Origin of the sequence: Akkermansia muciniphila, assembly GCF_002884975.1 — a bacterium.
Classification (GTDB): domain Bacteria; phylum Verrucomicrobiota; class Verrucomicrobiia; order Verrucomicrobiales; family Akkermansiaceae; genus Akkermansia; species Akkermansia muciniphila_C.
The window spans coordinates 228,572-250,842 of record NZ_PJKB01000001.1; the positions used below are offsets into that span (position 1 = coordinate 228,572).

17 protein-coding genes and 1 tRNA gene are annotated in these 22,271 nt (G+C 58.5%); 5 read left to right on the forward strand and 13 right to left on the reverse strand.

Annotated elements, in window-relative coordinates; all coding sequences use genetic code 11:
- Positions 1–2 precede the first annotated feature (2 nt).
- From CXU21_RS01045 to pheA, 5 genes are all read right to left on the reverse strand, one after another.
- Entirely contained in the window at positions 3–1,292 is a 1,290-nt protein-coding gene (locus CXU21_RS01045; protein WP_102724722.1) for a DEAD/DEAH box helicase, read from the reverse strand.
- Between the two features lie 483 nt (positions 1,293–1,775).
- Positions 1,776–2,384 (reverse strand): CDP-diacylglycerol--glycerol-3-phosphate 3-phosphatidyltransferase, encoded by a 609-nt coding sequence (gene pgsA / locus CXU21_RS01050; protein ID WP_102724723.1) that lies wholly within the window; start codon positions 2,382–2,384, stop codon positions 1,776–1,778.
- A gap of 131 nt (positions 2,385–2,515) precedes the next feature.
- Positions 2,516–4,864, reverse strand: coding sequence for an NAD-dependent DNA ligase LigA (gene ligA / locus CXU21_RS01055; RefSeq protein WP_102724724.1), 2,349 nt, complete (start codon positions 4,862–4,864; stop codon positions 2,516–2,518).
- A 24-nt stretch (positions 4,865–4,888) separates the two neighbouring features.
- On the reverse strand, positions 4,889–6,505 hold the full coding sequence (locus CXU21_RS01060; protein ID WP_102713476.1) for an alpha-L-fucosidase: 1,617 nt from the start codon (positions 6,503–6,505) through the stop codon (positions 4,889–4,891).
- Between the two features lie 42 nt (positions 6,506–6,547).
- Positions 6,548–7,705: a prephenate dehydratase gene (gene pheA, locus CXU21_RS01065; protein ID WP_102724725.1), complete on the reverse strand. Its 1,158-nt coding sequence runs from the start codon at positions 7,703–7,705 to the stop codon at positions 6,548–6,550.
- Between the two features lie 141 nt (positions 7,706–7,846).
- On the opposite strand from pheA, the gene CXU21_RS01070 reads away from it, so the two are divergent.
- Together CXU21_RS01070 and CXU21_RS01075 are read left to right on the forward strand one after the other, a co-directional pair.
- The gene (locus CXU21_RS01070; protein WP_102724726.1) at positions 7,847–8,620 is read left to right on the forward strand and encodes a hypothetical protein; all 774 of its coding nucleotides are present in this window, start codon (positions 7,847–7,849) and stop codon (positions 8,618–8,620) included.
- A 75-nt stretch (positions 8,621–8,695) separates the two neighbouring features.
- On the forward strand, positions 8,696–9,229 hold the full coding sequence (locus CXU21_RS01075; RefSeq protein WP_102724727.1) for a TlpA family protein disulfide reductase: 534 nt from the start codon (positions 8,696–8,698) through the stop codon (positions 9,227–9,229).
- Between the two features lie 45 nt (positions 9,230–9,274).
- On the opposite strand, the gene CXU21_RS01080 is transcribed toward CXU21_RS01075, so the two are convergent.
- The 7 genes from CXU21_RS01080 to dnaA form a co-directional block, all read right to left on the reverse strand.
- The gene (locus CXU21_RS01080) at positions 9,275–10,246 is read right to left on the reverse strand and encodes an RluA family pseudouridine synthase (RefSeq protein WP_102724728.1); all 972 of its coding nucleotides are present in this window, start codon (positions 10,244–10,246) and stop codon (positions 9,275–9,277) included.
- Between the two features lie 16 nt (positions 10,247–10,262).
- On the reverse strand, positions 10,263–11,039 hold the full coding sequence (locus tag CXU21_RS01085) for a Nif3-like dinuclear metal center hexameric protein (RefSeq protein ID WP_102724729.1): 777 nt from the start codon (positions 11,037–11,039) through the stop codon (positions 10,263–10,265).
- Between the two features lie 13 nt (positions 11,040–11,052).
- A complete protein-coding gene (locus CXU21_RS01090) occupies positions 11,053–13,107 on the reverse strand; it encodes a DUF4340 domain-containing protein (RefSeq protein WP_102724730.1) in 2,055 nt (684 codons plus the stop codon).
- A gap of 27 nt (positions 13,108–13,134) precedes the next feature.
- Positions 13,135–14,706 (reverse strand): DUF7088 domain-containing protein, encoded by a 1,572-nt coding sequence (locus tag CXU21_RS01095; RefSeq protein WP_102724731.1) that lies wholly within the window; start codon positions 14,704–14,706, stop codon positions 13,135–13,137.
- A gap of 36 nt (positions 14,707–14,742) precedes the next feature.
- Entirely contained in the window at positions 14,743–15,525 is a 783-nt protein-coding gene (locus CXU21_RS01100) for an ABC transporter permease subunit (RefSeq protein ID WP_102713460.1), read from the reverse strand.
- Positions 15,526–15,573: 48 nt separating this feature from the next.
- Entirely contained in the window at positions 15,574–16,509 is a 936-nt protein-coding gene (locus CXU21_RS01105; RefSeq protein ID WP_102713458.1) for an ABC transporter ATP-binding protein, read from the reverse strand.
- Positions 16,510–16,670: 161 nt separating this feature from the next.
- The gene (dnaA, locus tag CXU21_RS01110; RefSeq protein WP_102713456.1) at positions 16,671–18,077 is read right to left on the reverse strand and encodes a chromosomal replication initiator protein DnaA; all 1,407 of its coding nucleotides are present in this window, start codon (positions 18,075–18,077) and stop codon (positions 16,671–16,673) included.
- Positions 18,078–18,605: 528 nt separating this feature from the next.
- On the opposite strand from dnaA, the gene CXU21_RS01115 reads away from it, so the two are divergent.
- The 3 genes from CXU21_RS01115 (at position 18,606) to CXU21_RS01125 (ending at position 20,716) form a co-directional block, all read left to right on the forward strand.
- Positions 18,606–19,163, forward strand: a complete 558-nt coding sequence (locus CXU21_RS01115; RefSeq protein WP_102724732.1) for an NUDIX hydrolase — start codon at positions 18,606–18,608, stop codon at positions 19,161–19,163.
- Positions 19,164–19,378: 215 nt separating this feature from the next.
- Positions 19,379–19,453 (forward strand) — tRNA-Met (locus CXU21_RS01120).
- Between the two features lie 162 nt (positions 19,454–19,615).
- Positions 19,616–20,716, forward strand: coding sequence for a type I restriction endonuclease (locus CXU21_RS01125; RefSeq protein ID WP_102724733.1), 1,101 nt, complete (start codon positions 19,616–19,618; stop codon positions 20,714–20,716).
- Positions 20,717–21,158: 442 nt separating this feature from the next.
- On the opposite strand, the gene CXU21_RS01130 is transcribed toward CXU21_RS01125, so the two are convergent.
- Positions 21,159–22,262, reverse strand: coding sequence for a GNAT family N-acetyltransferase (locus tag CXU21_RS01130; RefSeq protein WP_102724734.1), 1,104 nt, complete (start codon positions 22,260–22,262; stop codon positions 21,159–21,161).
- Positions 22,263–22,271: the final 9 nt, after the last annotated feature.

Genomic DNA, 22,271 nt, shown 5'->3' on the forward strand with positions numbered 1-22,271 from the left:
AATCAGGCGCCCATGCGGCTTCCGTGCCTTCCGGCGGTATTCCGCCTTCCGTAACTTTTCCGCGGCCCCTTGCGGGATGCGGAGCGGTTTTCCTGCATGGAGTTTTTCCTTTCCCTCTGTGTGCCGGGAACCGTTTGCAATTCAGACGGTACGGCGGCGCTGGAGGAGTGGACGGGAAGGAGGCGCCCCAGCAGCTTGTGCACGTCCCTGGCTTTTTTGATTTCATCCGGGGAGCAGAGGGCGATGGCTTGCCCGGCGGCTCCGGCGCGTGCCGTGCGGCCGATGCGGTGCACATAGACCTCCGGTTCTTCCGGCAGATCGTAGTTGATGACGAGCTGCACGTCTTTCACGTCAATGCCGCGGGCGGCGATGTCCGTGGCGACGAGAATGGGCGTTTCCCCGGAACGGAATTCCCGGAGCATGCGTTCACGCGTGCCCTGGCTTTTGTCGCCGTGGATGGCGGAGGCCGGGTGGTCCTTTCCGGTCAGGAAGGAGGCCAGGCGGTTCGCGCCGTGCTTGGTCCGGGTGAAGATGAGCGTGCGGCCCGGCTGTTCCTGCTGTTCCAGCAGATCCAGGGTAAGGGGCCTTTTTTCCGCCTGGGAGCCAACCATGCAGAGGGACTGTTCCACCCTGTCCGCCGTGGCGGCCGGGGGGGTGACCATCACCGTTTCCGGTTCCTGAAGCAGGGACTGGGCCAGTTGCAGAATGTTGTCCGGCATGGTGGCGGAGAACATCTGGGTGTGGCGTTTCTTCGGGATTTTGGCGACGATCTTTTTCAGGGCCGGAGCGAAGCCCATGTCCAGCATGTGGTCCGCTTCGTCCAGAATCAGGGTTTCCACACCGCCCAGGCTGACGGTCTGGCGTTCCAGATGGTCAATCAGCCTGCCGGGCGTGGCTACCAGAATGTCCAGGCCGCCGGCCAGCTTCTTGAACTGGGGGGCGTAGCCCACGCCGCCGAAGATGACGGCGGTGGACAGGTTCAGCCCTTTGGCATAAGCGCAGATGTTGTCATGAATCTGCGCGGCCAGTTCCCGGGTGGGGCTCAGGATGAGCGCCCTTACCTGGCGGGCAAGCGGCTTTCTGGGATGTTCTGAAAATTGTTGAATAAGGGGCAGGGCGAACGCGGCCGTTTTGCCGGTTCCGGTCTGCGCCAGTCCCATCAGGTCCTTGTTCTGCAGCAGCAGGGGGATGCAGGCTGCCTGGATGGGGGTGGGGGTCTTGTACTCCAGTTTCTCCAACTGGCGGAGAATGGGAGCCGACAAGCCAAGCTCCCTGAATGTGGTGGATACCATGTCTGTTTATATGTCTGTGAATGCGCCTCGGCTGCAATGAACTGACGGAATCACGACAATAGCGGAACAAAAAGAAGCCCGCAGGAGCGATACTGAAAGGATCAATACGGAGACGCCCGTATTCCGCCAACCGCAAATGACTATCAAAAATCAACAACCAAGCACCATTCGGCGGGAACAGGGCCATAAAAACACGGCAAAGGACAGCCGTCAAGAGAAATAAAAACGTCCTGCACGTCATGAATCCTTTTCCGTCAGTTCCGGAAGAGGCTGGAGATGGAACCCGGTTGGCGGCCATCAAGGAGAAACGGCCTGTAGGAGCATGGAGCGCGGCAAGTCCTTGCGGCAACTGGATACCGGATTGAGATTTAGCTAATTACTTCTTTAAAAAAGCTTGTGCCCTCCTGCGGAATATCAAGTCAGTTTCCGTAAAGGCCTGCGGCTCTCTTGGCGCGCATCACAGGCTGTCCGGAGGGATGTATTTCAGCGTTGCAGGAATTTGCGCGCGCCCACGCAGTAAACGGCTCCGGAATAAACGGTCAGGATGATGGAGCCCCACAGGGTGAATTGGTACAGGAAGTTGGAAGCTCCGGACCCGTACCACAGGCAGAGCGCCGCAAGCTGGTCCAGGAAGGAGGGCAGGTATTCCGGCGTGTGCGTCCAGGTCAGGGCCAGCAGGGAGGCGATGCAGAAAGCCAGCTGGAAGGCGGTTTTCCATTTGCCGGACGTGCCCGCGGGGATGATGACGCCGTGGTCCTGCGCGATTTGGCGCAGGCCCGTGACCAGGAATTCCCGGCTGATGATGAGAATGGTGACCCAGACGGGGCACAGCCCCACGCCCGTCAGGTAAATGAATGCGGCGGAAACGGCAATCTTGTCCGCCAGGGGGTCAATCAGCTTGCCGAAGGTAGTAACCTGGTTCAGGCGGCGGGCCAGGTAGCCGTCCAGCCAGTCCGTGCAGGCCGCCAGGATGAAGGTGACCAGTGCGGCCAGGTATCCCCAGGAATACTGGTCCGCTATGCTGACCGCTGCCGTGAAGACGACTACCAGGGCAATCCGTGTCAGGGTGATGGCGTTAGGCAGGTTCAGCATACGCGGTTATTAGGGGGGAGATGACGCCCCGTAGCAAGCTTTTTTGCAGGATTCCGGAATTAAATTTCCGGCAGGCGGAGCACGGAAAAAAGCAGGCAGAACAGGGGGCGGGAAAGGGTGGGTGGCAGGTTTTAATCCGCAATCAGCTTGTTGAAATCTTCCTCGGAAATGACGGGTACGCCCAGCTTGACGGCCTTGTCCCGCTTGGAGCCCCCGCCGCTGCCTGCCAGGAGGTAGGAGGTGGATTTGGAAATGGCTCCGGTGGCCTTCCCCCCGTGAGCGGCAATGAGTTCTTCAAAGTAGTCCCGCGGATGGCTCAGCGTACCGGTGATGACGAAAGTTTTGCCGGACAGGGCCCCCGCCGGGATTTCCAGAAGGTTGGCCCGGTAGGACTGGGACTGGGGATTGATGCCCAGGCCGCGCAGAACGTCCATCGTATGGTTCCCCGCCGCGGAGGTGAAAAAGCTCTGGAGGGATTTGGCCGCCGCCACGCCGATTTCGGAGCCATAGCTGAACTTGGCCGTGTTTTTGCGCAGGTAGCCCGTTTCCAGATAGGGGGCGGTCAGGCGGTCGATTTCATCTGTCAGTTCCTGATGGCGTTCCTGCACCGCCTCTGCGGAAAGCGCGCCTTCCTTCACCGCCTTCCTGTTTTCACGGGTGTTGGGGTTGGTTTTGGCGGCTTGTTCCATCAGCTCGTCCAGGCGTACAATGTCCCGGAGGTAGGGGGAGTCCGCCACATGTTCCAAGTCCGGGTGCGTGTCCGCCAGCGCCTTGGCGACTACTTCCCCCACCAGGGGAATGCCGAAGGCGATGAGCCAGCGTTCCAGCGGAAGCTCGCGCGCGTATTGCAGGGCGTCCAGCGCTTTCTGGGCATTCTTTTCCCCATACCGGCGCGGTTCCTCCGGAGTGCCCAGGTTCAGGTTGGCGAGCTGGTCCAGTTTCAGGAAGAAAAGGTCCAGGGGGGAGGATGCCAGCCCGGAGCTCCTCAACGCTTCCGCTACGGAAGAGCCGATGCTTTCCACGTCCAGCGCGGAACGGGAGCAGAAATGGGTGATGCCGGATACGGCCTGGGCCGGACAGGTGAAGTTGGTGCAGCGCCAGGCCACTTTTCCCTCTTCCTTCATGATGGGGTTGCCGCACGCGGGGCAGAGGCCTCCGGTGGCCTCCAGAATGCTGTAGGGCCTGGCATCCGCCGGGCGTTTGGAAAGGATCACCTTCAGGATGGCGGGGATGATTTCCCCCGCCTTTTCCACCAGAACGGTATCACCGATGCGGACGTCCTTCCGGTCGATTTCATCCTGGTTATGGAGGGTGGCCCGGGAGACGGTGGAGCCGGAAAGCAGCACGGGCTTGAGTTCCGCCACGGGCGTCAGCACCCCGGTGCGGCCCACCTGCACGGTGATGTCCAGCAGGGGGGTCTCCTTCTGTTCCGGGGGGAACTTGTATGCAGCGGACCAGCGGGGCGCGCGCGCCGTGGCGCCCAGAGCTGCCCGCGTGGCCATGGAGCTGATCTTGATGACGGCGCCGTCCGTGCCGTAGGGGAGCGCGTGGCGTAGTTTGTCAATGTCCCGCACCGCCTGGCGGGTGGCTTCCAGGGTATCCGTATAATACACCGGCTCATTGGCGGGAATGCCGCAGCGGTGCAACATGTCCCAGAAATCCTTTACGTTCTTCAGTTCCGGCCCTTCATAGGCGCCCAGTCCGTGGGCCAGGAAGGCCAGAGGCCGGGCGGCTACCTGCCTGGAATCCAGCTGCTTGAGGGTCCCGGCGGTGGCATTGCGCGGATTGGCGAAGGCGGGGAGCCCTTCCGAGTCCCGCTCTTCATTCAGTTTGGCAAAGGCTTCATTGGGCATGAATACCTCTCCGCGCACCTCCAGCACGGGAGGGGCCCCAGCGGGAAGGGTGGGGGGGATGCTGCGGATGGTGCAGACGTTGGCCGTCACGTCATCCCCCACGTCTCCGTCCCCGCGCGTGGCCGCATAAGCGAGCCGCCCGTCGCGGTACATGATGGATATTGCCACTCCGTCAATCTTGGGTTCCACGGAGACGGGCACCTGCTCCGTTTTCAGCGTCTTGGCCAGCTTGTTGTAAAATTCCACCAGTTCCTCATCCGGAACGGGAGCGTCCCGCTGCTCAAAAATGTCATCAATGGACAGCATGGGAACCGTGTGCCTGATCTGGTTGAACCCCTGGAGCGGAGCACCCCCTACGCGGCGCGTGGGTGAATCCGAGTCAGCCAGTTCAGGATGGGCCTGTTCCAGTTTTTCAAGCTCCAGGAACAGGGCGTCATACTCCGCATCGGAAATCTCCGGTTCCGCCTGTTCATAATACAGCTGGTTATGGCGGCGCAGTTCGGAACGCAGGTGGTCCGCGCGGCGGCGCATGGCTTCCTCCGCCTGGTCCGGCTGGGCGGCCGCGTCATTCTCCGCCTGCTGTGGCGTCTGTTTGCCGGACGCCAGGGAAAAAAGGTCTTCCTCCATAAGGAAAATGAGTGAAAAAGAGGGCTATTTGCTCAGTTTAATGACGGAACAAGGCGTTTTGGAATGTTCATGCGCCTTGAACAGGACCGTGCCGTTGACGGCGGGAAGGACGGTATTGTCCCCCAGCAGAACGGCCTTGGAATAACCCTTTGGCAGGGTGACGGCTGTGCCTTCATCCTCCTCGTACCCGGTGGAATCCAGAGGCTGCATGCGGGCGTACTCCGCGCCTTCCGTCAATTCCTTCATGGTCCCTTCACTGGGCGGCTGGGCCGGGCCCTTGTCCGGCGGCGGGGTCAGGAACACGAAAATGTCTCCGTTCCGGTTGATGGAGGCGGGCTGGTCCAGTTCCGTAAAGGCCCGCGTGCCGTATACGGCCTCTCCGTTGATCTTGAGCCACTGGCCCACGCCGCGCATGGTGGCGGCCACTTTTTCCGGAATGGTGCCGTCCGCCATCGGGTTTACGTTCAGCAGGAGGTTGCCTCCCTTGGTGACGCATTCCACCAGTTTTTCAATGACGGTTTCCGGGGACTTGATGTTGGTGTCATACCGGTTGTAGCCCCACTTGTCGCTCACCGTCATGCAGGACTCCCAGTCCACGCCGGGATAGCCGCGCCGGGGGATGAAGCGTTCCGGGGTGATGTAATCCCCGCAGCGCAGGTCCAGCGTGCCGGCCTGGTCCCTGTTTAATCCGGAGTAGGCGTACAGGCGGTTGTTCATGATGACGGCGGGATTGATGGAGCGCACCATGTCCATCAGTTCCGGTGCTTTCCAGCCCCTGGCGCCCTCCATGGCTCCCTGGGAATAATCCCACCACATGATGTCAATGGGCGCGTAACGGGTCATGAGCTCCCTGACCTGCGCGTGCAGGTACTTCTGGTAGGCGGCGTGGTCCCGCGGGATGTTCTTCTTTTTAAGCATCTCCGCCTGCCCGGCGGGATAGCAGAGGTCCGGGCAGATGGTGTTGTCATAAGACGGATGGTGCCAGTCAATGACGGAGTGGTAAAGGCCCACCTTCAAGCCGCGTTTGCGGCAGGAATCCACGTATTCCCGGATGATGTCCCGGTTGATGGCGCTTTTGGCGTCGTAATCCGTCTGGGCGCTGTCAAACAGGCCGAACCCTTCATGGTGCTTGCTGGTCAGCACCACGTACCGGCATCCTGCGTCCTGCGCAAGCTGCGCCCATTCTTCCGTCAGTCCTTCCCTGGGCTTGAACAGGGGGAGGGCTTCCGCGGCGTAGGAGTCCGTATCCGCCTCCACGTTCTTCTGAATCCATTCGGACCCGCCGGGCTTGCCTTTCCATTCCCCGGCCAGCCCGGAATACAGGCCGTAATGGATGAACATGCCGAATTTAGCGTCACGCCACCACTCCATGCGGCGGCTGCGTTCCTCCGCCGTTTCCTTCACGGCGGCGTGGTTGGCGTCCGCGGGCAGGGGGAGAACGGGAACGGGTGCGGAGAATTCAGCGGGAACCGGAGCGGGAGCATCCGGCGCCGTGTTTCCGCTGCGCAGCTGGGCTGCAAATGCTTCATCCAGGGCCAGGGCGGGTTGTCCGTTCTCCGTAACGATTTTAGTGGCGCCCTGCTGGGAGAAGGCCGGAAGCCCCAGGGCTGCGGCCAGGGCGGCAATCGTGGCGATATTCATGATCTTTCAGAATGGTGTGAGGATAGGGGAAGGCCGGACCGGTCAAACGACGTCCGTATCCGCGTAACTGCCCAGGATTTTCAGCATGGAGCAGTGCTGTTCCAGCTCCGGAAGGGTCTCCCGGAGGGGGGATTCCTGGATGTGGCCCACGGCGTCTATATAAAACACGTATTCCCAGTTAATGGCCTTGGAGGGGCGGGATTCAATGCGGATCAGGTTGTTGTTATGCCTTTGGAAGCAGTTGATGACTTCCGCCAGGGTGCCGGGCTTGTGCTGGATGCGGATGAGCAGGGACGTGCGGTCCCTGCCGCTGGGCTGCGTGTCCTGGCGGCCGATGACGACAAAGCGGGTGGTGTTGCCGGGCTGGTCCTGGATGTCCTCTTCCAGAATATTCAGGCCGAACAATTCCGCGGCCAGGGGGCAGCCCAGGGAGGCGCCGCCCATGGACGCGTTCTCCTTGGCAAGAATGCTGGCCTTGGTGGTGGAGGACGTCTCCACGACTTCCGCGTTCGGGAAGTGCCGCAGAATCCAGTTCCGCGTCTGGCCGAGCGCCTGGGGATGGGAATACAGGATGCGGATGTGCTCCCGCGGAACGTCCGCCATCAGGGCGTAGCGGATGTTCAGGTTGATCTGGGCGCAGATTTTCAGGGAGGAGGTGGCGAAGAGGTCCATGACGGTGGAGACGGCCCCTTCCGAGGAATTTTCCACGGGCACCACGCCGTACTGCGCCTTGCCCAGGTCAACCATGTCAAATACGTCCTTGAAGCTCTGGCAGGCGATCAGCTTGCAGCTCTTTCCGAACTGCTTGAGCGCGGCCTGATGGCTCCAGGTCCCCTTGGGGCCCAGGTAGGCGATGGTAAGGCCGCCTTCCAGGAAAAAGGAGCAGGAAATGATTTCACGGTAAATGGCCTGGAGGGAAGCCTCCGGAAGCACGCCCGCGTTCAGGCTGTTCAGCTTGTTGAGCAGGGCCGTTTCCCGTTCCGGAACGAAAATGGGGGAATCATGTTCCTTTTTAATGCGCCCGACTTCATGCACCCAGCGGGCGCGGTGTTTCAGCAGTTCCACGATTTGGGCGTCCACCTCGTCAATGGCCAGGCGCGCCTTCGCCAGGGCGGCGGTCTGTTCATCCGGATTTCCGCTTTTCTGCTGCCGGGGGGAAATGTCCGGAGAGGCTCCCTCTCCGTGGTTGGTATTCTCCATGTCTCTGTGAAAGCTGAGTGTTTAAAGCCGCGTCAGGGTAGCGGTTCCGGGGGGGCAAATCAAGATTAAAGGGGCGTTGCCTCCATGGCGGATTCTTCTTGCCTGCACGGAAGATGCGGGGTAGGTTTATTCCTCCTCAACATGATGAAGAAACCATTGTTACTGATTGCCGTGGCGTGCTGTGCGTGCGCCGTTTCCCATGTGGCCCGTGCCCAGAAGGCGGAGCCCGTGAACGTTTATGTTTCCGGCGTCTCCGTGTCCTTCCCTGATCCTGCCAGGGTGGATGACATATTCAACAAAAATAAGAAAGCCGTGGAGGTGGTGCTGGGCTTCGTTGCTCCCAGGGGCTGTAAATTCGTTAGCGGCGGTGAGGACTCACAGCTTGAAGTTACGGATGGCCGCGGCGCCAGGACAAAAGCCAAATTCGACAATTTCTTTACCCGCATTGCTGATTCCGGAGCATTTGCCAAACATACCCTGGGGCTGAAACAGAGGCCCGTGTTTCCCCTGAAGCTGGACGGAGTGGTTAAAATGAAGGTTTCCGAGGGAACCGCGACTTTGCCCGGCCAGGAATTTGACGCACGCAAGGGCGCCAAATTCAAGGTGGAAGGCATGGAGATTACCGTGAAGGCCGCTAAGGGGCAGGGCAAGGCTTCCGGTGAAGTGGAACTGGAATTCAACGACACGCTTAATGTGGAAGAAATAACGCTGACTGACGCGGAAGGCGGCAAGCTGGAGGTCATGGACATGTCCCAAAGTTCGTTCAGCTTCGGTTCTGTCCCTTCCCGCACTTATACGTACCAGGTAAAAAACATGCCCGCTAAAATGAAAGCCGCGGTGGTGGTGAACAAGGGCGTCAAAACCATGGATATTCCCGTGAAGGTGGCCGTGGACTTGAATGCTCCCGCCAAGTAGACGGCATGAAGGGGACTACATTACGGCAGACGATCATACTTGACTGCTATTTCATTCATTGATAATGATGATGGTATGAAGAAATCTATCAAACTTTGCTCTGTCATTTTAACGCTTGCCGGATGCGGTGCCGCCGGAATTGTTCCCGCCTGGGCGGACAGCCCTGCCTCCAATACTGCGGAAGCGGCTGTTTCTCCCGTGGGAAAGGCGCTGGAGAAAGCTGATTTTTTAACCAGGGATAGGCCGAATCCGAAAGCCAAATATTACCTTTTCCTGTATTCCGCCAGCTGGTGCGGCCCCTGCTGCCGGGAGATGCCCCATGTGGTGCGGACCTACCGCAAGGTGCGCCAGACGGATGATGTGGAACTGGTGCTGTTTTCCTGTGACAAGACGGAAGAGGCCGCCAAGGCATGGGCCAGGGAGGAGCGGATGAAGTTCCCCATCATCAAGCCGAAGAAAGGGAACGGCATACCCGGCTACAAGCCGGGCGGCTCCATTCTGCGGCTGGGGATTGTGGACGGCACGGGCAAGGTCATCATTACGGGGCATCCGGCCACGCTGCTGAAGGACTGGCGCAAGTACTGCAAGCCGGAGGCAGGCAAAAAATAAGGGCCTCTGGGTGGTGCTTCTTCCTTTTCCTGGAGCAGAATCGCTTCAGCTCCGTTCTCCGTTTTCCTCCATGGGGCGGGGTGCCGGGATGGCTCCGTAAAGCCCGTTGGGGAAGAGCTGGAGCCACGGCGTATATTCCGGCGGGACGGGGGCTTCAAACTCCATGCGCTTTCCTGTGCGCGGGTGGTCAAAGCCCAGGCGCCACGCGTGGAGCATGAGCCTGCCGGGTTTGGCCTTCTGCCGTGCAGGTTTGGCGTAAATGGGGTCCCCGATGAGCGGATGGCCCAGATGGAGCATGTGCACGCGTATCTGGTGCGTCCTGCCCGTGTGCAGCGTGCACAGGACCAGGGAGGAATCCGTGGCCGGATCTGCGCAGAGCAGGTCGTAGTCCGTAATGGCGGCTTTCCCGGAGCCCGGATTGACTACAGCCATTTTCAGGCGGTTGACGGGGTGGCGGCCGATGTGGGTGAACACCGTGCCGGAGCTTTGGGAGGGAATGCCCTGGACAACGGCCAGGTAGCGTTTTTCCGTGCTGCGGGCCGCGAACTGCGCCGTCAGGGACTGGTGGGCGCCGTCATTCTTGGCGATCACCAGGCAGCCGGACGTGTCCTTGTCCAGGCGGTGGACGATGCCGGGGCGTTCCACGCCGCCGATGCCGGAAAGATCCCCGCAATGGTGGAGCAGGGCGTTCACGATGGTGCCGTCCGGGTTGCCGGCTGCCGGATGCACGACCATGCCGCTTTCCTTGTTGATGACCACCACGTCTTCATCCTCATACAGGATGTCCAGCGGGATGTCCTGCGGCTGGGCTTCCGCCGGTTCCGGCTCCGGAATGCTGACGGTGATGGAATCCCCGCGGGCGACGGGGCTTTTGGGCTTGGCCGGGGAGCCGTTGACCAGCACGTCCCCGCTTTTGATCAGGCTCTGGATTCTGGAACGTGAAAGTTCCGGAAGGTGGGCGGCAAGGTATTGGTCCAGGCGGATTTTCCCGTCGGCGTCGTCCGTGGTCAGGTTCATGCTCCGTAGCGTTTGGTCAGTGGCTGTAGGCGGCGGGCGGCAGGTCAATGAACGTGCAGTCCAGTCCGTAAACGTCCTTGAGAAGAAGCCCCAGGGCCTTCACGCCGAATGTTTCCGTGAAGTAGTGGCCGCCGAAGACCAGGTTGATGCCCAGTTCCCGGGCCATGGGGATGTTCCAGTGGGAGCCTTCCCCGGTGACGTAGGTGCGGCAGCCGAGGGCCGCCGCCTGGGCCAGGTCATCCCCGGCTCCTCCGGAACAGATGAAAACGTCCCCGGCCGGGGCATCAGGGGAATCCGCCCAGAAAGCCTGCACGGGAGCGCCCAGGACGGCTTCCAGCCGCTGGGCCAGCTCCCGGCACGTGCCGGAAAAGTCCCCGTGCGTCCCCAGGGACACGCCGTGGTAGTCCAGCCCTTCGTTGGAACATGGCCGGATTCCGCAGGCCTTTGCCAGCAGGGCATTGTTGCCGTATACGGGATGGACGTCCAGCGGAAGATGGGCGGCATAAATCGCCAGGTTCCCGTCCATGGCTGCCTTCAGCTTCCGGTACGCGATGCCCGTGACGGGCTGCATGGACTGCCAGAAAATGCCATGGTGAAGAAGGAGCAGGTCCGCTCCGGTGTCCAGCGCCGCATGAATGGCTTGTTCCGAGCCGTCCACGGCGGCGGCCACCCTGGAAACAGTGCCGCCGTTTTCCAGTTGAAGGCCGTTCAGGGCGCGGGGGGCGTCCGGAATGGAATCTACGGAGAGGATTCCGTCCAGAAAAGCGGTAACGGTGTGCAGCTCAGTACTCATGCGGGAGGAATGGTTAATTGTCTTCCGAGAGGCTGGCGCCGAGCAGGCGCACGGCGTCCATATTCAGGATAAAGTAATTCGGGGAGGTATTCACCCTGCCGTAATAAAATCTGCTGTATCCGGCCTCTCCCGCCGGGGCGATCTCCAGCGTGATGACTTTTTCCTCCATTTCCGGTTCAGGGGCAAAGGTGATGTCGCTGGAGCCGCCATGGGGCTGGACAGGAGCCGCCTCCTTGTAAACCTGGAGGATGAGTTTCAGGCGGAAAACGGGATTCTTCAGCGCCTCGTGCGCTCTGGCGTCGGTATAGGGAAGCCAGGTGCTCACCTCCATCTTTTCCAGCTCGTCCAGATAGCGGTTGGCCCGGTTCGGATTAATGTTCAGGGTTTCATCCTTCCCGTCTTTGGAAGCCGTCCAGGAATCGTCCAGGCGATCGAATTTCAGGGCGAGAGGGCCTCCGGAACCGATGCGCTCCAGGTGCATTTCCTTGAGGTCGAACCTGCTGAACGAGAAGAGCTTCTTCTTCTTCCAGGCCAGGGCGTCCGTCAGCAGGTCCTTCATGTACGCGTTATCCAGCATGGCGACGGTGGGCTTTCCGGCCTGGCGGGCATACCAGGAACCGTCCGTCCCCTTGGAGAAGAAGACCGTCACGGGCGCGCGGGGCTCTTCACCGGGCTTGGGCAGCAGGGACATGGTGAGCGTCATCCTGGGATTGTCCAGCCCGTACACGGAAAGGTCCGTGGCCTTGTCCGACGCGAATCCCGCCACTTTCCCCAGCTTCACGGTTTTCAGCAGGGAGACCAGGTGCTCCGGATTGGCCTCCTGGTAGCTGGAGCCCTCCGCCGTGTACAGCCAGGTGGGCTTGATGCCCTTCTTTTCATCTCCCTGAATAAAACGGGCGATGGTGGGGTAATCCTGAAAACTCTTGCGGATGGAAAGCCCGGTTATTTTGTAGTCCCCGATGTCCGTGAGCTGCTTGGAGCGCAGAAGGCCCAGGTCCAGCGGAATGTTGCGCACGCCGGGCACCTCCTTGTTGGCCTCTGTGGTCTGCGCCAGCTCAAACACGGCCTTGCGGTCGGAAACCGTGGCCTTCACCAGTTCGGACATGCTCCCGTTGTCGGAAGGGGGGTAAATGCGGAGCGTGACGGGATTCTCCTCCTTTTCCAGTGACTTGCCGTCTTCCGTGCGTCGCCCGGTGAAATTCCTGATGGAGACGGAGGTGATCTGGTCATCCGTCATGTCCGGCACGCTGGTTTCCTCCGGATTGTACACGCGTACGGCGGTCAGCTTCTGGAGGGTGCCCAGCAGCACATCCATCATGGCCGGGTCCGTATCCAGGGAAAGGGGGTAGGTGATTTTCCAGGGGCCTCCGGGAACCTTCCGCTCCAGGGCGATGCGCTGGCCGTGGTTGTTGATTTCAATGGAGGCGGGCATGGCCGGATGCAGGAGCAGGGGGCGGTGGTCCCGGAGCTGGCGGATGCCGGACTTGAACAAGGGCAGGATATTGCCGGTGCCCACCAGAATGCGGGTGTCCCGTCCGTAGAAATCCGTCTGCATGTAAGTGGTGTCATCCGTGGTCTTGTTTTCCGGATCATCCACCAGCCAGGGCGCGAGGGAACCCAGCGTGTAGCGGGCCACGGTGGAGGAGCGCTTTCCGTCGTCGCTCATCTCCTTCAGGGTGATGGTCACGGGCGTGGTCTTCACGCCGAACTCCTTAAGGGATGCGGAATCAATCTTGTGCAGGGGCAGCGCGTCCACAATGCTGGTGGAATACGTATACTGGAGGATGGCCGCTGCGGCGCGGGGGTCCATGCGGTCGTCCCACGGCTTCTCGCACCACCAGACGCCGTTGGGCTTGCGGCGGAATTCAGCCACGTCTCCCACGCAATTGATGCGCATCCAGGAAACCTCGTTCATCTCCTCCCGGGTGTAGGGGAAAAGCCGTTCTCCGGAACTGAAGGCGGTGCGCCCGATGATGCGGGACAGGTTGCCGTCAACGGTCAGGAGCACCGCCGCGCCGATGGCGGCGAGGGTGACGAGGATAAGAAGGATGAAGCGGAATGTGCGCATGTGCTTCCGGTGATGGGCGTGGTGGAGTTAATGGCGGCGCGTGTTCCAGATAATCAGGGCAATCAGCAGCGCCAGCAGGGGAAGGCCGATGTTTGTCAGGAGTTCCAGAATGCCCAGGGCGTTGCGGTCCAGGTTCAGCTTGACGGTCAGGTCATGGCGGGAGCCGAGGCCGCGCAGCTCCTCACGGTCCGTCATCCAGCCGACCAGCGTGCGCATGAAGTCCCTCTGTTCCGGCTTGATCTGCTTGGGCTGGAGTAGGTCCGTATTGCCCAGCAGCACCAGGCGCCCGGTGGTTTTATTCTGGTTCACGTCCCCGGCGTTGCCGCGGATGAGGGCCGCGCCGATCATCAGGGGGCCGGGATTGTCTTCCTGCGGGTCAAACTTGGCGGGAAACTGATTGTACTTGGTTTCCCCGTAATAATCCTCCGTCGTGACCAGGAGGGGATACGGCGTGATGCGCTTCTGCTCCATCGCCGCGTTATCGGAATCCAGGATAAGGGAGATGCTTTCCCCTTCCAGCCCGGTGCTGGAATTCCAGAACTCCCGCGTGCAATTCAGGGAGGGCGCGAAAATGGCGTTAATCTCAAATACGGAGCGGTTGTTCCTGTTGCGGAGCATCACGCGGTCATTCTGCGGGCGCAGGCCCTGTTCACGGAGGAAGCGGTACAGCTGCCTGGGCGTATCCTGGAGGGGGTCCAGCATCACGAGAACGGCGGCGTTCGGGCGCGCCCAGTACCGTTGCAGCACCTCCGCCTCCTGCGGGGACAGGTCATACTTGGAGCCGATGATCATGAAACCCGCGGCGTCTTCCGGGATATCCTTCAGGCCGCTCATGCGGATGGGGACGAGCTGAAGGTTGACGGAACGGCAAATTTTGGCCAGGGTGGTGAAGATGCTCTCTTCCTGACTGTTGCTCAGGGCCTCGTTGAAATTGCTCTTGTCCGCGGCGATGTACATCTTGCGGGGTTCTCCGTTGGCCGCTCCGTAAATGCCGGCGGTCATCATGTCTTCAATCTGGAGCGCCACCGCTTTCGTGCTCTTGCCGTCCGGACTGGCAGCATACACGACGAAGGAATCACCGGGGAGGATGCGCACGTGGGCGGCGTCCGCCTGGGTGCCTTCAAACGTCTTGAGCGCTTTTTCCGTATCTTCCCGGGCGTCAATGATGACCAGGTTCTTCTTGAACTCAATCCCGTAAATATTCGCAATCTCCCGGGCCTTGTTCGGCTGGCGGAGCGGGTCCACATACTCCACCTTCACTTTTCCGTTGGAATAGCGCTCATACTCTTCCAGCAGGGAGCGCATGCGGGTGTAATTCTGCGTGGTGCGCAGGAAGGCGAACGTGACCTTGACGGGCGTCTTGCGGTCCTGGATTTCCGGAGACTTGAGCATGTTGATGCTCTGCTGGGAAATCTCGTAACGCTGGTCTTCCGTCAGGTCCCGGCGGTAATACTCATGGCAGCCCACGTAATTCAGGCACACGACGATGAGGAACAGCAGGAAAAGCTTGATCCAGGTCATCCAGGGGCGTTTGACCTTGCGGGCGGGGGGCTGGGGGGCTTCCATGGCCGCGGCGTGGTTATCTGGTGCTTCGCTCATAGATAAAAATAAAAAGGGGTGAAAGGGAAGGGTGAATCAGTGCTTCCAGCGGCGGTGGTCAATGATGCGGATGGTGACGGCCAGCGTCAGGACGGTCATAGTCAGGTAAAACACGATGGGGCGCGTATCAATCAGCCCCGCTGAAAAGCGGTCCAGATGTTCCGAGCAGGACATGTAGTGGAAAATCCCCGCTGCGGGGAATTCCCCCCATACCACGGGAATAAGCCCCATGAAGAAAATCAGCACCAGCAGGCCGATGGTGATGATGCCGGAGATAATCTGGCTGCCTGTCAGGGATGAAGCGAAAATGCCAATGGCCGTGAACCAGGCGCCGACCAGGAGCAGGATGGCGTACGCTCCGGCCCAGTCCGCCAGGCGGTAGGAAAGGACCATGCCTGCATCATAACCGTAAATCCACTGCACGATCAGGTTGGACCAGTCCGCCAGCAGGGGGTACAGCAGCATGGGCAGCCACAGGATGATGTAAAAGGCGTATGCGGAGAAATACTTGCCCAGGACCACCTGCCATGTCTTGATGGGCGTGGTCAGCAGGGATTCCAGCGTTCCCGTCTTCTCCTCCTCCGCCAGGGAGCGCATGGTGAGCAGAGGGAAGATGAACAGGAAATAAAACCAGAACATGGGGGAATGCAGGATGAAGAACAGGATGCCTTCCTTCTGCGGAGCCAGTTGGAAGGCCTTCAGCGTGCCGGACAGGGAAACGCTCTGCAAAGCCATGACGAAGGCCAGGATGACCCAGCCGTACGGGGTCGTCAGGTAGCTTCTGAGTTCTTTTCTGAAAATGGTGAGTACCGGAGACATGGGGAGAAAAGGAAAAATGAGGAGTGGTAATGGGGAAGGAACGGGAGGTTAATCTTTACGGGTCATTTCCACGAACACCTCTTCCAGGGTGGGGGTGTGGCGGTAAATATGGCGCAGGGGGCAGCCCTGTTCCGCAAGGAGGCGCGCGGCCTTCTCACGGGTATCCGTTCCGGCCTCCGCGCGTACGGTCAGCGTATGCCAGCCGTCGGCATCCGTGCCTTCATGGATCACCTTCTTCACGTGTTCCAGGGCTTCCAGCTTTTCCGTGATCCGGGCCAGGTCCCCGCGGAACTCCAGCGTGATCTTGCCGGCGGCGCGGAGGTTGGCCGTCAGGTTGGAGGGGGTATCCGCGGCCTTGATCGTCCCCTGGTCAATAATGATGACCTTGTTGCAGATCATCTCCACCTCACTGAGAATGTGGGTGGAAAGAATAATGGTGTGGTTGGCGGCAAGGCCTTTGATCAGCTCCCGTATCTGGCGTATCTGGTTGGGGTCCAGGCCATTGGTGGGCTCGTCCAGAATCAGCAGGTCCGGTTCCCCCAGCAGGGCGTCCGCCAGGCCCACGCGCTGGCGGTAGCCTTTGGAAAGGGTGCGGATCATCTTGCGGCGCACGGGCTCCAGGCCGCACTGCTCCACGACCTTGGAGACGGCAGGCCATATCTGCTTGGACCCAATGCCTTTAAGCCTGGCGCGGAACTTCAGGTACTCCGTCACGCGCTGGTCGTCGTAAAGGGGGACGTGCTCCGGCAGGTAGCCCAGGTGCTTGCGCGCCTCCAGGGGATTCTTGACGATATCGAACCCCGCAATCGTAGCGGTGCCGGAGGTGGGGGGCAGGTAGCCGGTCAGCATGCGTAAAGTCGTGGTCTTGCCTGCGCCGTTCGGCCCCAGGAACCCTACGATCTCCCCCTTTTCAATCTGGAAGGAGGCATTCTTTACCGCTTGAAAGCGGCCAAACTCTTTGGAAAGCTGGTCGGCGTGAATCATGGAATCAATGGGAACAGGGTGATTCTAATCCAAACCGCTCCCGTCTCAAGCTTATTCTCCCCTGCGCCGCGGAGACGCTGCCGCCGCTTGAAAAGCAATGCGTGCTGAAAAGGAACAGCGGCCGTTCCAACATACTGGGAGAGGGCTGCCGGGAAGGAAAATCAATCCTTCAAATCCTCCTCCAGCCGCAGGACGATGTCCCGCACGCGCACGTCCTCCTCCATGCGGGAGGCAACCAGCTTGTTGGCGTGAATGACGGTGCCGTGGTCACGGCCTCCGAAGGCGTGGCCGATGTCCTTCAGGGAGCACTCCGTCAGGCGGCGGCTCAGGTACATGGCGATCTGGCGGGGAAAGGCGATGCTGTTGGGGCGGCGCTTGCCGGTCAGGTCGCTCACCTTGAGCTCGTAAAAATCCGCCACGCGCTTCTGGATGGAATCCACGGTCAGGATGCGGCTGTTTTCCTCCCGCAGGATGTCGCGCAGAAGCTGCTCAATTTTGGCGATGTCCGGCATGTCCCCGGACAGGGACGTAAAAGTGGCTACGCGGAGCAGGGCTCCTTCCAGGCGGCGCACGCTTTTCTGGATGCGGCAGGCCAGAAACTCCAGAATCTCGTCTGACACGTTCATGCCGGCCCGGTCACGCTTGCTGCGCAGGATTTCCAGGCGCGCTTCATCGTCCGGAAGGTTCAGTTCCACCGTAAGGCCGGACTCCAGACGGGCGGCCAGGCGGGAATCCAGGTTGGAAATATCGCATGCGGCGGCGTCCGCGCAGATCACGATCGTCTTGTGGGCGTGGAACAGCTCGTCAAACGTATGGAGGAACTCCTCCACCGTCTTCTCCTTGCCGGAAATAAACTGCACGTCGTCCACCAGCAGGACGTCCGCCTTCCGGTACTTGCGGCGCAGCTTGGCAAAGCTCTGTCCGTTCTGGGTGCGGGAGGCGTCAATAAACTCATTGGCGAACTGTTCTCCGGTAACGTACACCACATTGGCGGAGGAATCCTGGTGAAGCACCTCATGGCCGATGGCCTGGAGCAGGTGCGTTTTTCCCACGCCGGACTTCCCGTACAGGAACAGGGGATTAAACAGGGCGCGTTCCGACTGGGCGATGGACAGGCCGGCCTTGTAGGCAAAGCGGCTGTCTTCATAAACCACGAAGGAATCGAACGTGTACAAATCATTCAGGGACGCCCGTGCTCCCGGGGTGCGTTGTTTTTTGGCCGGGGCGGCAGGGGAATCCTGTACCTGGGGCGTTTTGGTGCGGGAAGGAGCTTTTTGCGGCTGGCTTTCGGAAGACGTTATTGATGCAACCTCGTCCGCGCAGATAAACTTGACCTGGCGTTCCGTGCCCAGGGCCAGCATGGCGGCCTGCTTCAGTTCCGGGGTATAACTGTTCTCCACCCACAGGGCGGCCATGGGATCGTCACACACCAGCGTCAGCGTCTTGCCGGAATCCTCCAGGAGGGAAAACTTGGGAAACCACAATCCATACACCTCCGGAGACATGATTGTTTGCAGGGCTCCTGTGATCCTGGACCAGGTGGCTGACAATTCTGATGGCGGCGTCATTGTTATGGAAATAAAAAATGTTACTGGTTATATGGGGCCGTGAGGCCGTTCCGTCTCGCTACGAGGCCGCCTGCGGATGGAACCGGATTAGGGTCATCCGCAGCCGTGACAGCTCGTGGCGTCCATCGGGATGGAGAAGGCGAACTCATCCGCTTTCAGCTCGACATCCCGGTCGACGGAAGCGCCAAAGTACTGGTTTGCGTCTGTGGAAAAAATATCTTTTTGAAGCAGCGCGAGTCATCGTTCCGTGGCTCTACGTTCCACGGGGGTTCCACACCAAAAAATATTTTAGTCTTGCTTCCTCCGATAATTTAGTCCTCCTGAGTATATTCCTTGCATGACACGGTGAATTGCTTAATATCAACGCATTATCATGTTGTTACGGGCCTAGGTGACGAAAAGGACACGATTACGCCGCCGGAAATCAACCACTTACAGGGACCGGGCCGGAGCAGTCCGGGAAGGCGCGGGAGGGAGGCGGTCCGCATGGTTGACAACGGGCGGCGGGAAACCTAACGTGGCTGCATCATGGAACAGATGGAACAATCCTGGGAAACATGCCAGTCTCTCTGCCGGGGCAAATTTTTGGAACTCTTGAAAGAGGGAAGGTGGGAATACGTGCGCCGGGTCAATGCCAGCGGCGCCGTCATGATCGTGGCCGTGACGAAGGAAGGCGAACTGCTGCTGGTGGAGGAATACCGTGTTCCCCTTCATGCGTGGACCATCGGGCTGCCTGCCGGCATCTCCGGAGACGAAGGGGAGGAAAGCGCCCTGCAATCCGCCCGGCGTGAACTGGAAGAAGAAACCGGATACCGGGCGGACGCCTGGACGTACTTGTTCACGGGTCCCTCCTCTCCCGGATTGACCACCGAAATGGTATCCTTTTATCTGGCGGACGGGCTGCATCGCATATCGGAAGGCGGCGGGGTGGCTCATGAAAACATCACCGTGCACCGCATTCCTCTTCCGCTGGTGCATGGCTGGCTGATGGATCAGATAGGGCAGGGAAAAGTGGTGGACCCGAAAATCTTCATGGGCCTCTATTTCCTGTCTCACTCTGTAAATGGCGTGGGACTGGAGGAATAATGACGCCCTGCGCCGTAAACGTCCGGACGCAAGGAACGGCTTTGAACGCGAGCCGTAGGAAATGGTTGTAGGAAAAGAACGATTCATCATCAATGATTTTTCTGGATGGGAAAGCGGGCTGTCGTCATAAAATGCTCCGGCCCCATAAAAAAATCTGGACATTCTTTCCGATCCGGGCTAAATATCTCCCCGCTTTCCAGCACCAACCACTTAACGGCAGGGTAGCTCAGTGGTAGAGCAGAGGACTCATAAGCCTTTGGTCGGGTGTTCAAATCACCTCCCTGCTACCATCTTTAAAGCCCCTTAAATCCAACGATTTAAGGGGCTTGTTTGTTTTTTTTGAAATATATTTTACATCTTTTGAGAAAAGATATGAAACCGTATAAAAATTTGGTGAATGGGGACAATAAACTTGATTGTTAGGGAATAATTTGTAGAGAATGCCTACAGATATGGACCTCATTGACACGCTCAACACTTTATCTTCACGTATTCCCAAATTGTTGGAATCAATCCAGACGGAAGAAGCGACTAAGAATGCCCTTGTCATGCCGTTTATTCAGGCATTGGGTTATAATGTTTTCGATCCTTTTGAAGTAGTTCCCGAGTTTACTGCTGATGTGGGTACAAAAAAGAATGAAAAGGTAGATTATGTGATTGTACGCGATGAGAAACCTTGTGTTTTGATAGAGTGCAAGTCGGCGGGTACATCTCTGAATATTAATCATGCTTCTCAGCTTTTCCGTTATTTTGGAGTGACGGATGCACGGTTCGCTATTCTAACGAATGGAATTCAGTATAAATTTTTCACGGATATTGAAGCGCCAAATAAAATGGATGAACGTCCTTTTTTTGAGTTCTCTATGCTTCAGCTTGACCAGAAGAGTGTTAACGAAGTTAAGAAATTTGCCAAAAAATTGTATGATGAGGACAATATTTTAAGCAATGCTTCCGAATTGAAGTATAAAAAACAGATACGTAATTGTTTTTCTCAAGAATTGGATAATCCTTCGGAAGAATTTGTGCGATTGTTTGCCAAACGTGTTTATTCAGGAGTACTGACAACTGAGAGAAAAGATCAGTTTACACAGCTGGTTGGACAGGCTTTTAGGGAATGGGTTAACACTCTTCTTAATGAACGTTTACAAAATGCTTTGGATTCCACATCCAGTATGTCGCTGCAAGATAAAGGAACTTTGTTGACTTCTTCTCCAGATACTACGCCTCAAGAAGAAGAGCAAATCACTAGGGATAACGGAGTTGTCACAACAGAAGATGAATTGGAAGGGTTTAGAATCGTGCGTGCCATTCTGGCCCAGATTATTGATCCTGCCCGAATTTATTTACGAGATACAAAAAGCTATTGTGGTGTTTTGCTGGATGATAATAATCGTAAGCCCCTTTGCCGTTTTTTATTTACCCCTCATCAACTTACTTTGATATTGCTGGATAAGGAGCGCCATGAAGAGAGGATTAAGCTGGAATCTCTAGTTGACTTGTATAAGCATGCAGAGCAGTTGCTCTCTCATGCTAAACTATATCTGGAAAACTGATACGTCGTGCTTTTATAATTGTACAGCTAGACGTCGGCGAAACTTGGACGGAGTAGAGAAAGAGGTAAAATTAGCCGCCTTGGACCATCAGGAAGTTTTCATTCATGAAGGTGCTGAAGTCGTAGCAGAGGCTGCTGCCGGGAAAGATGTGCATTTCCGGGGTGCTTGCTGTCGTACTGCAGTCAAAGTGGGCCTACAGGATACCGATAAGCAGGTAGCCTGCTAGATTGATGGCCAAGGGTTCACCGGGAAATCTTCCATGATGGATTCATTCAGGCGATAGGAGAGGAGTGGCCCAGCGGAAGACCAGGAGAAGGGTTTTTCAGAAAGACAGATGGTAAATGAGAAACGAAGGATATAAAAGCTTCCCGTTATTTCAGGGAAGTACGGCCCCAAAACGTATGAAGACTGAATAATTGGTTTGTCCGGTTGTGCCAGCTGTTTATTGATTCAGCCTCAACCCGAAGACTCCGGATTTGCGGCCGCTGAGTTCCAGGGCGCGCAGGCGTTCCGGAGGGAGGCAGTCGCGGGAGAATTCAGCATAGTGCATGCGGTCCCGGAAGTAGTGGACGGCGCTCTGGGAGAGGGCAAAGATGAATTCCATGCCCATTTCCTCCGCTTTTTTTCTGGCGAATTCGCATAGCGTCCGACCATAGCCGCGGCCTTCATGGCGGTGTTTGATGTACAGGCAGCCCAGTTCCGCGCTGCGGTGCTTCGGGTAGGGATAGACGGCCACACAGCCCACGATGCTGTCGTCCAGAGTCAGCACGTAGTAGTCATCCATTCTGGCGGCGATGTCCTCATAGTTCCGGTTCACCAGCTTGGAGTCCACCACGGAGCGGGCGATCATGGAGAGGAGTTCCGGAATGTCCTCTTCCTTCAAGGGGCGTATTTCCCGGTAGGAGTCCGTATGGACCATGGTGCCCACGCCTTCTTCAGAGAAGAGTTCCTCCACCAGAACGCCGCGTATTTTTCCGTCCAGCAGGTGCACGCGGGGGATTCCGGCGCGACAGGCTTCCGCCGCCTGGTCCAGCAGTTCCCGGTGGGTTACTTCTCCTTCCATTCCCGCTACTTCCGATTCCAGAATGGCGGCAATCGGATGGCCGTCACGGGAGGGAACCTTGTGGTCGTTGAGCAGGGCGATGTATTTGGACGCCCCCAGGCTGAATGCCATACGGACGGATTCCGGATCAAAGGAGCCGGAACGGCCGGAGGCCACCACGGGGATTTGATGCCTCCCCAGAATTTCCCGGACTCTTTCCTGGACAAGCTGGCCGCCTTTCAACGGCGCTTCCACCAGGGCGGAACGCATTTCACAGACGCGCGTATGTTCGTATAGGGCGGAGGCGTCCGTTCCTTCTACAATGAGCACGGGCCTGACGCCTATTTCCTGAAGAACGTCCAGGTCCAGCAGCGCGTCCACCAGTTCCTCGGAATTCACCAGAGGGCGTTCCACATGCACGGCAAAGATTTTATCCCGGAAGTACGGGACATACTCCAGCACGGAACGGACGTTGGTGGATTTGTTGGGCGGGCGTGTGGTCAAGGGCGGACC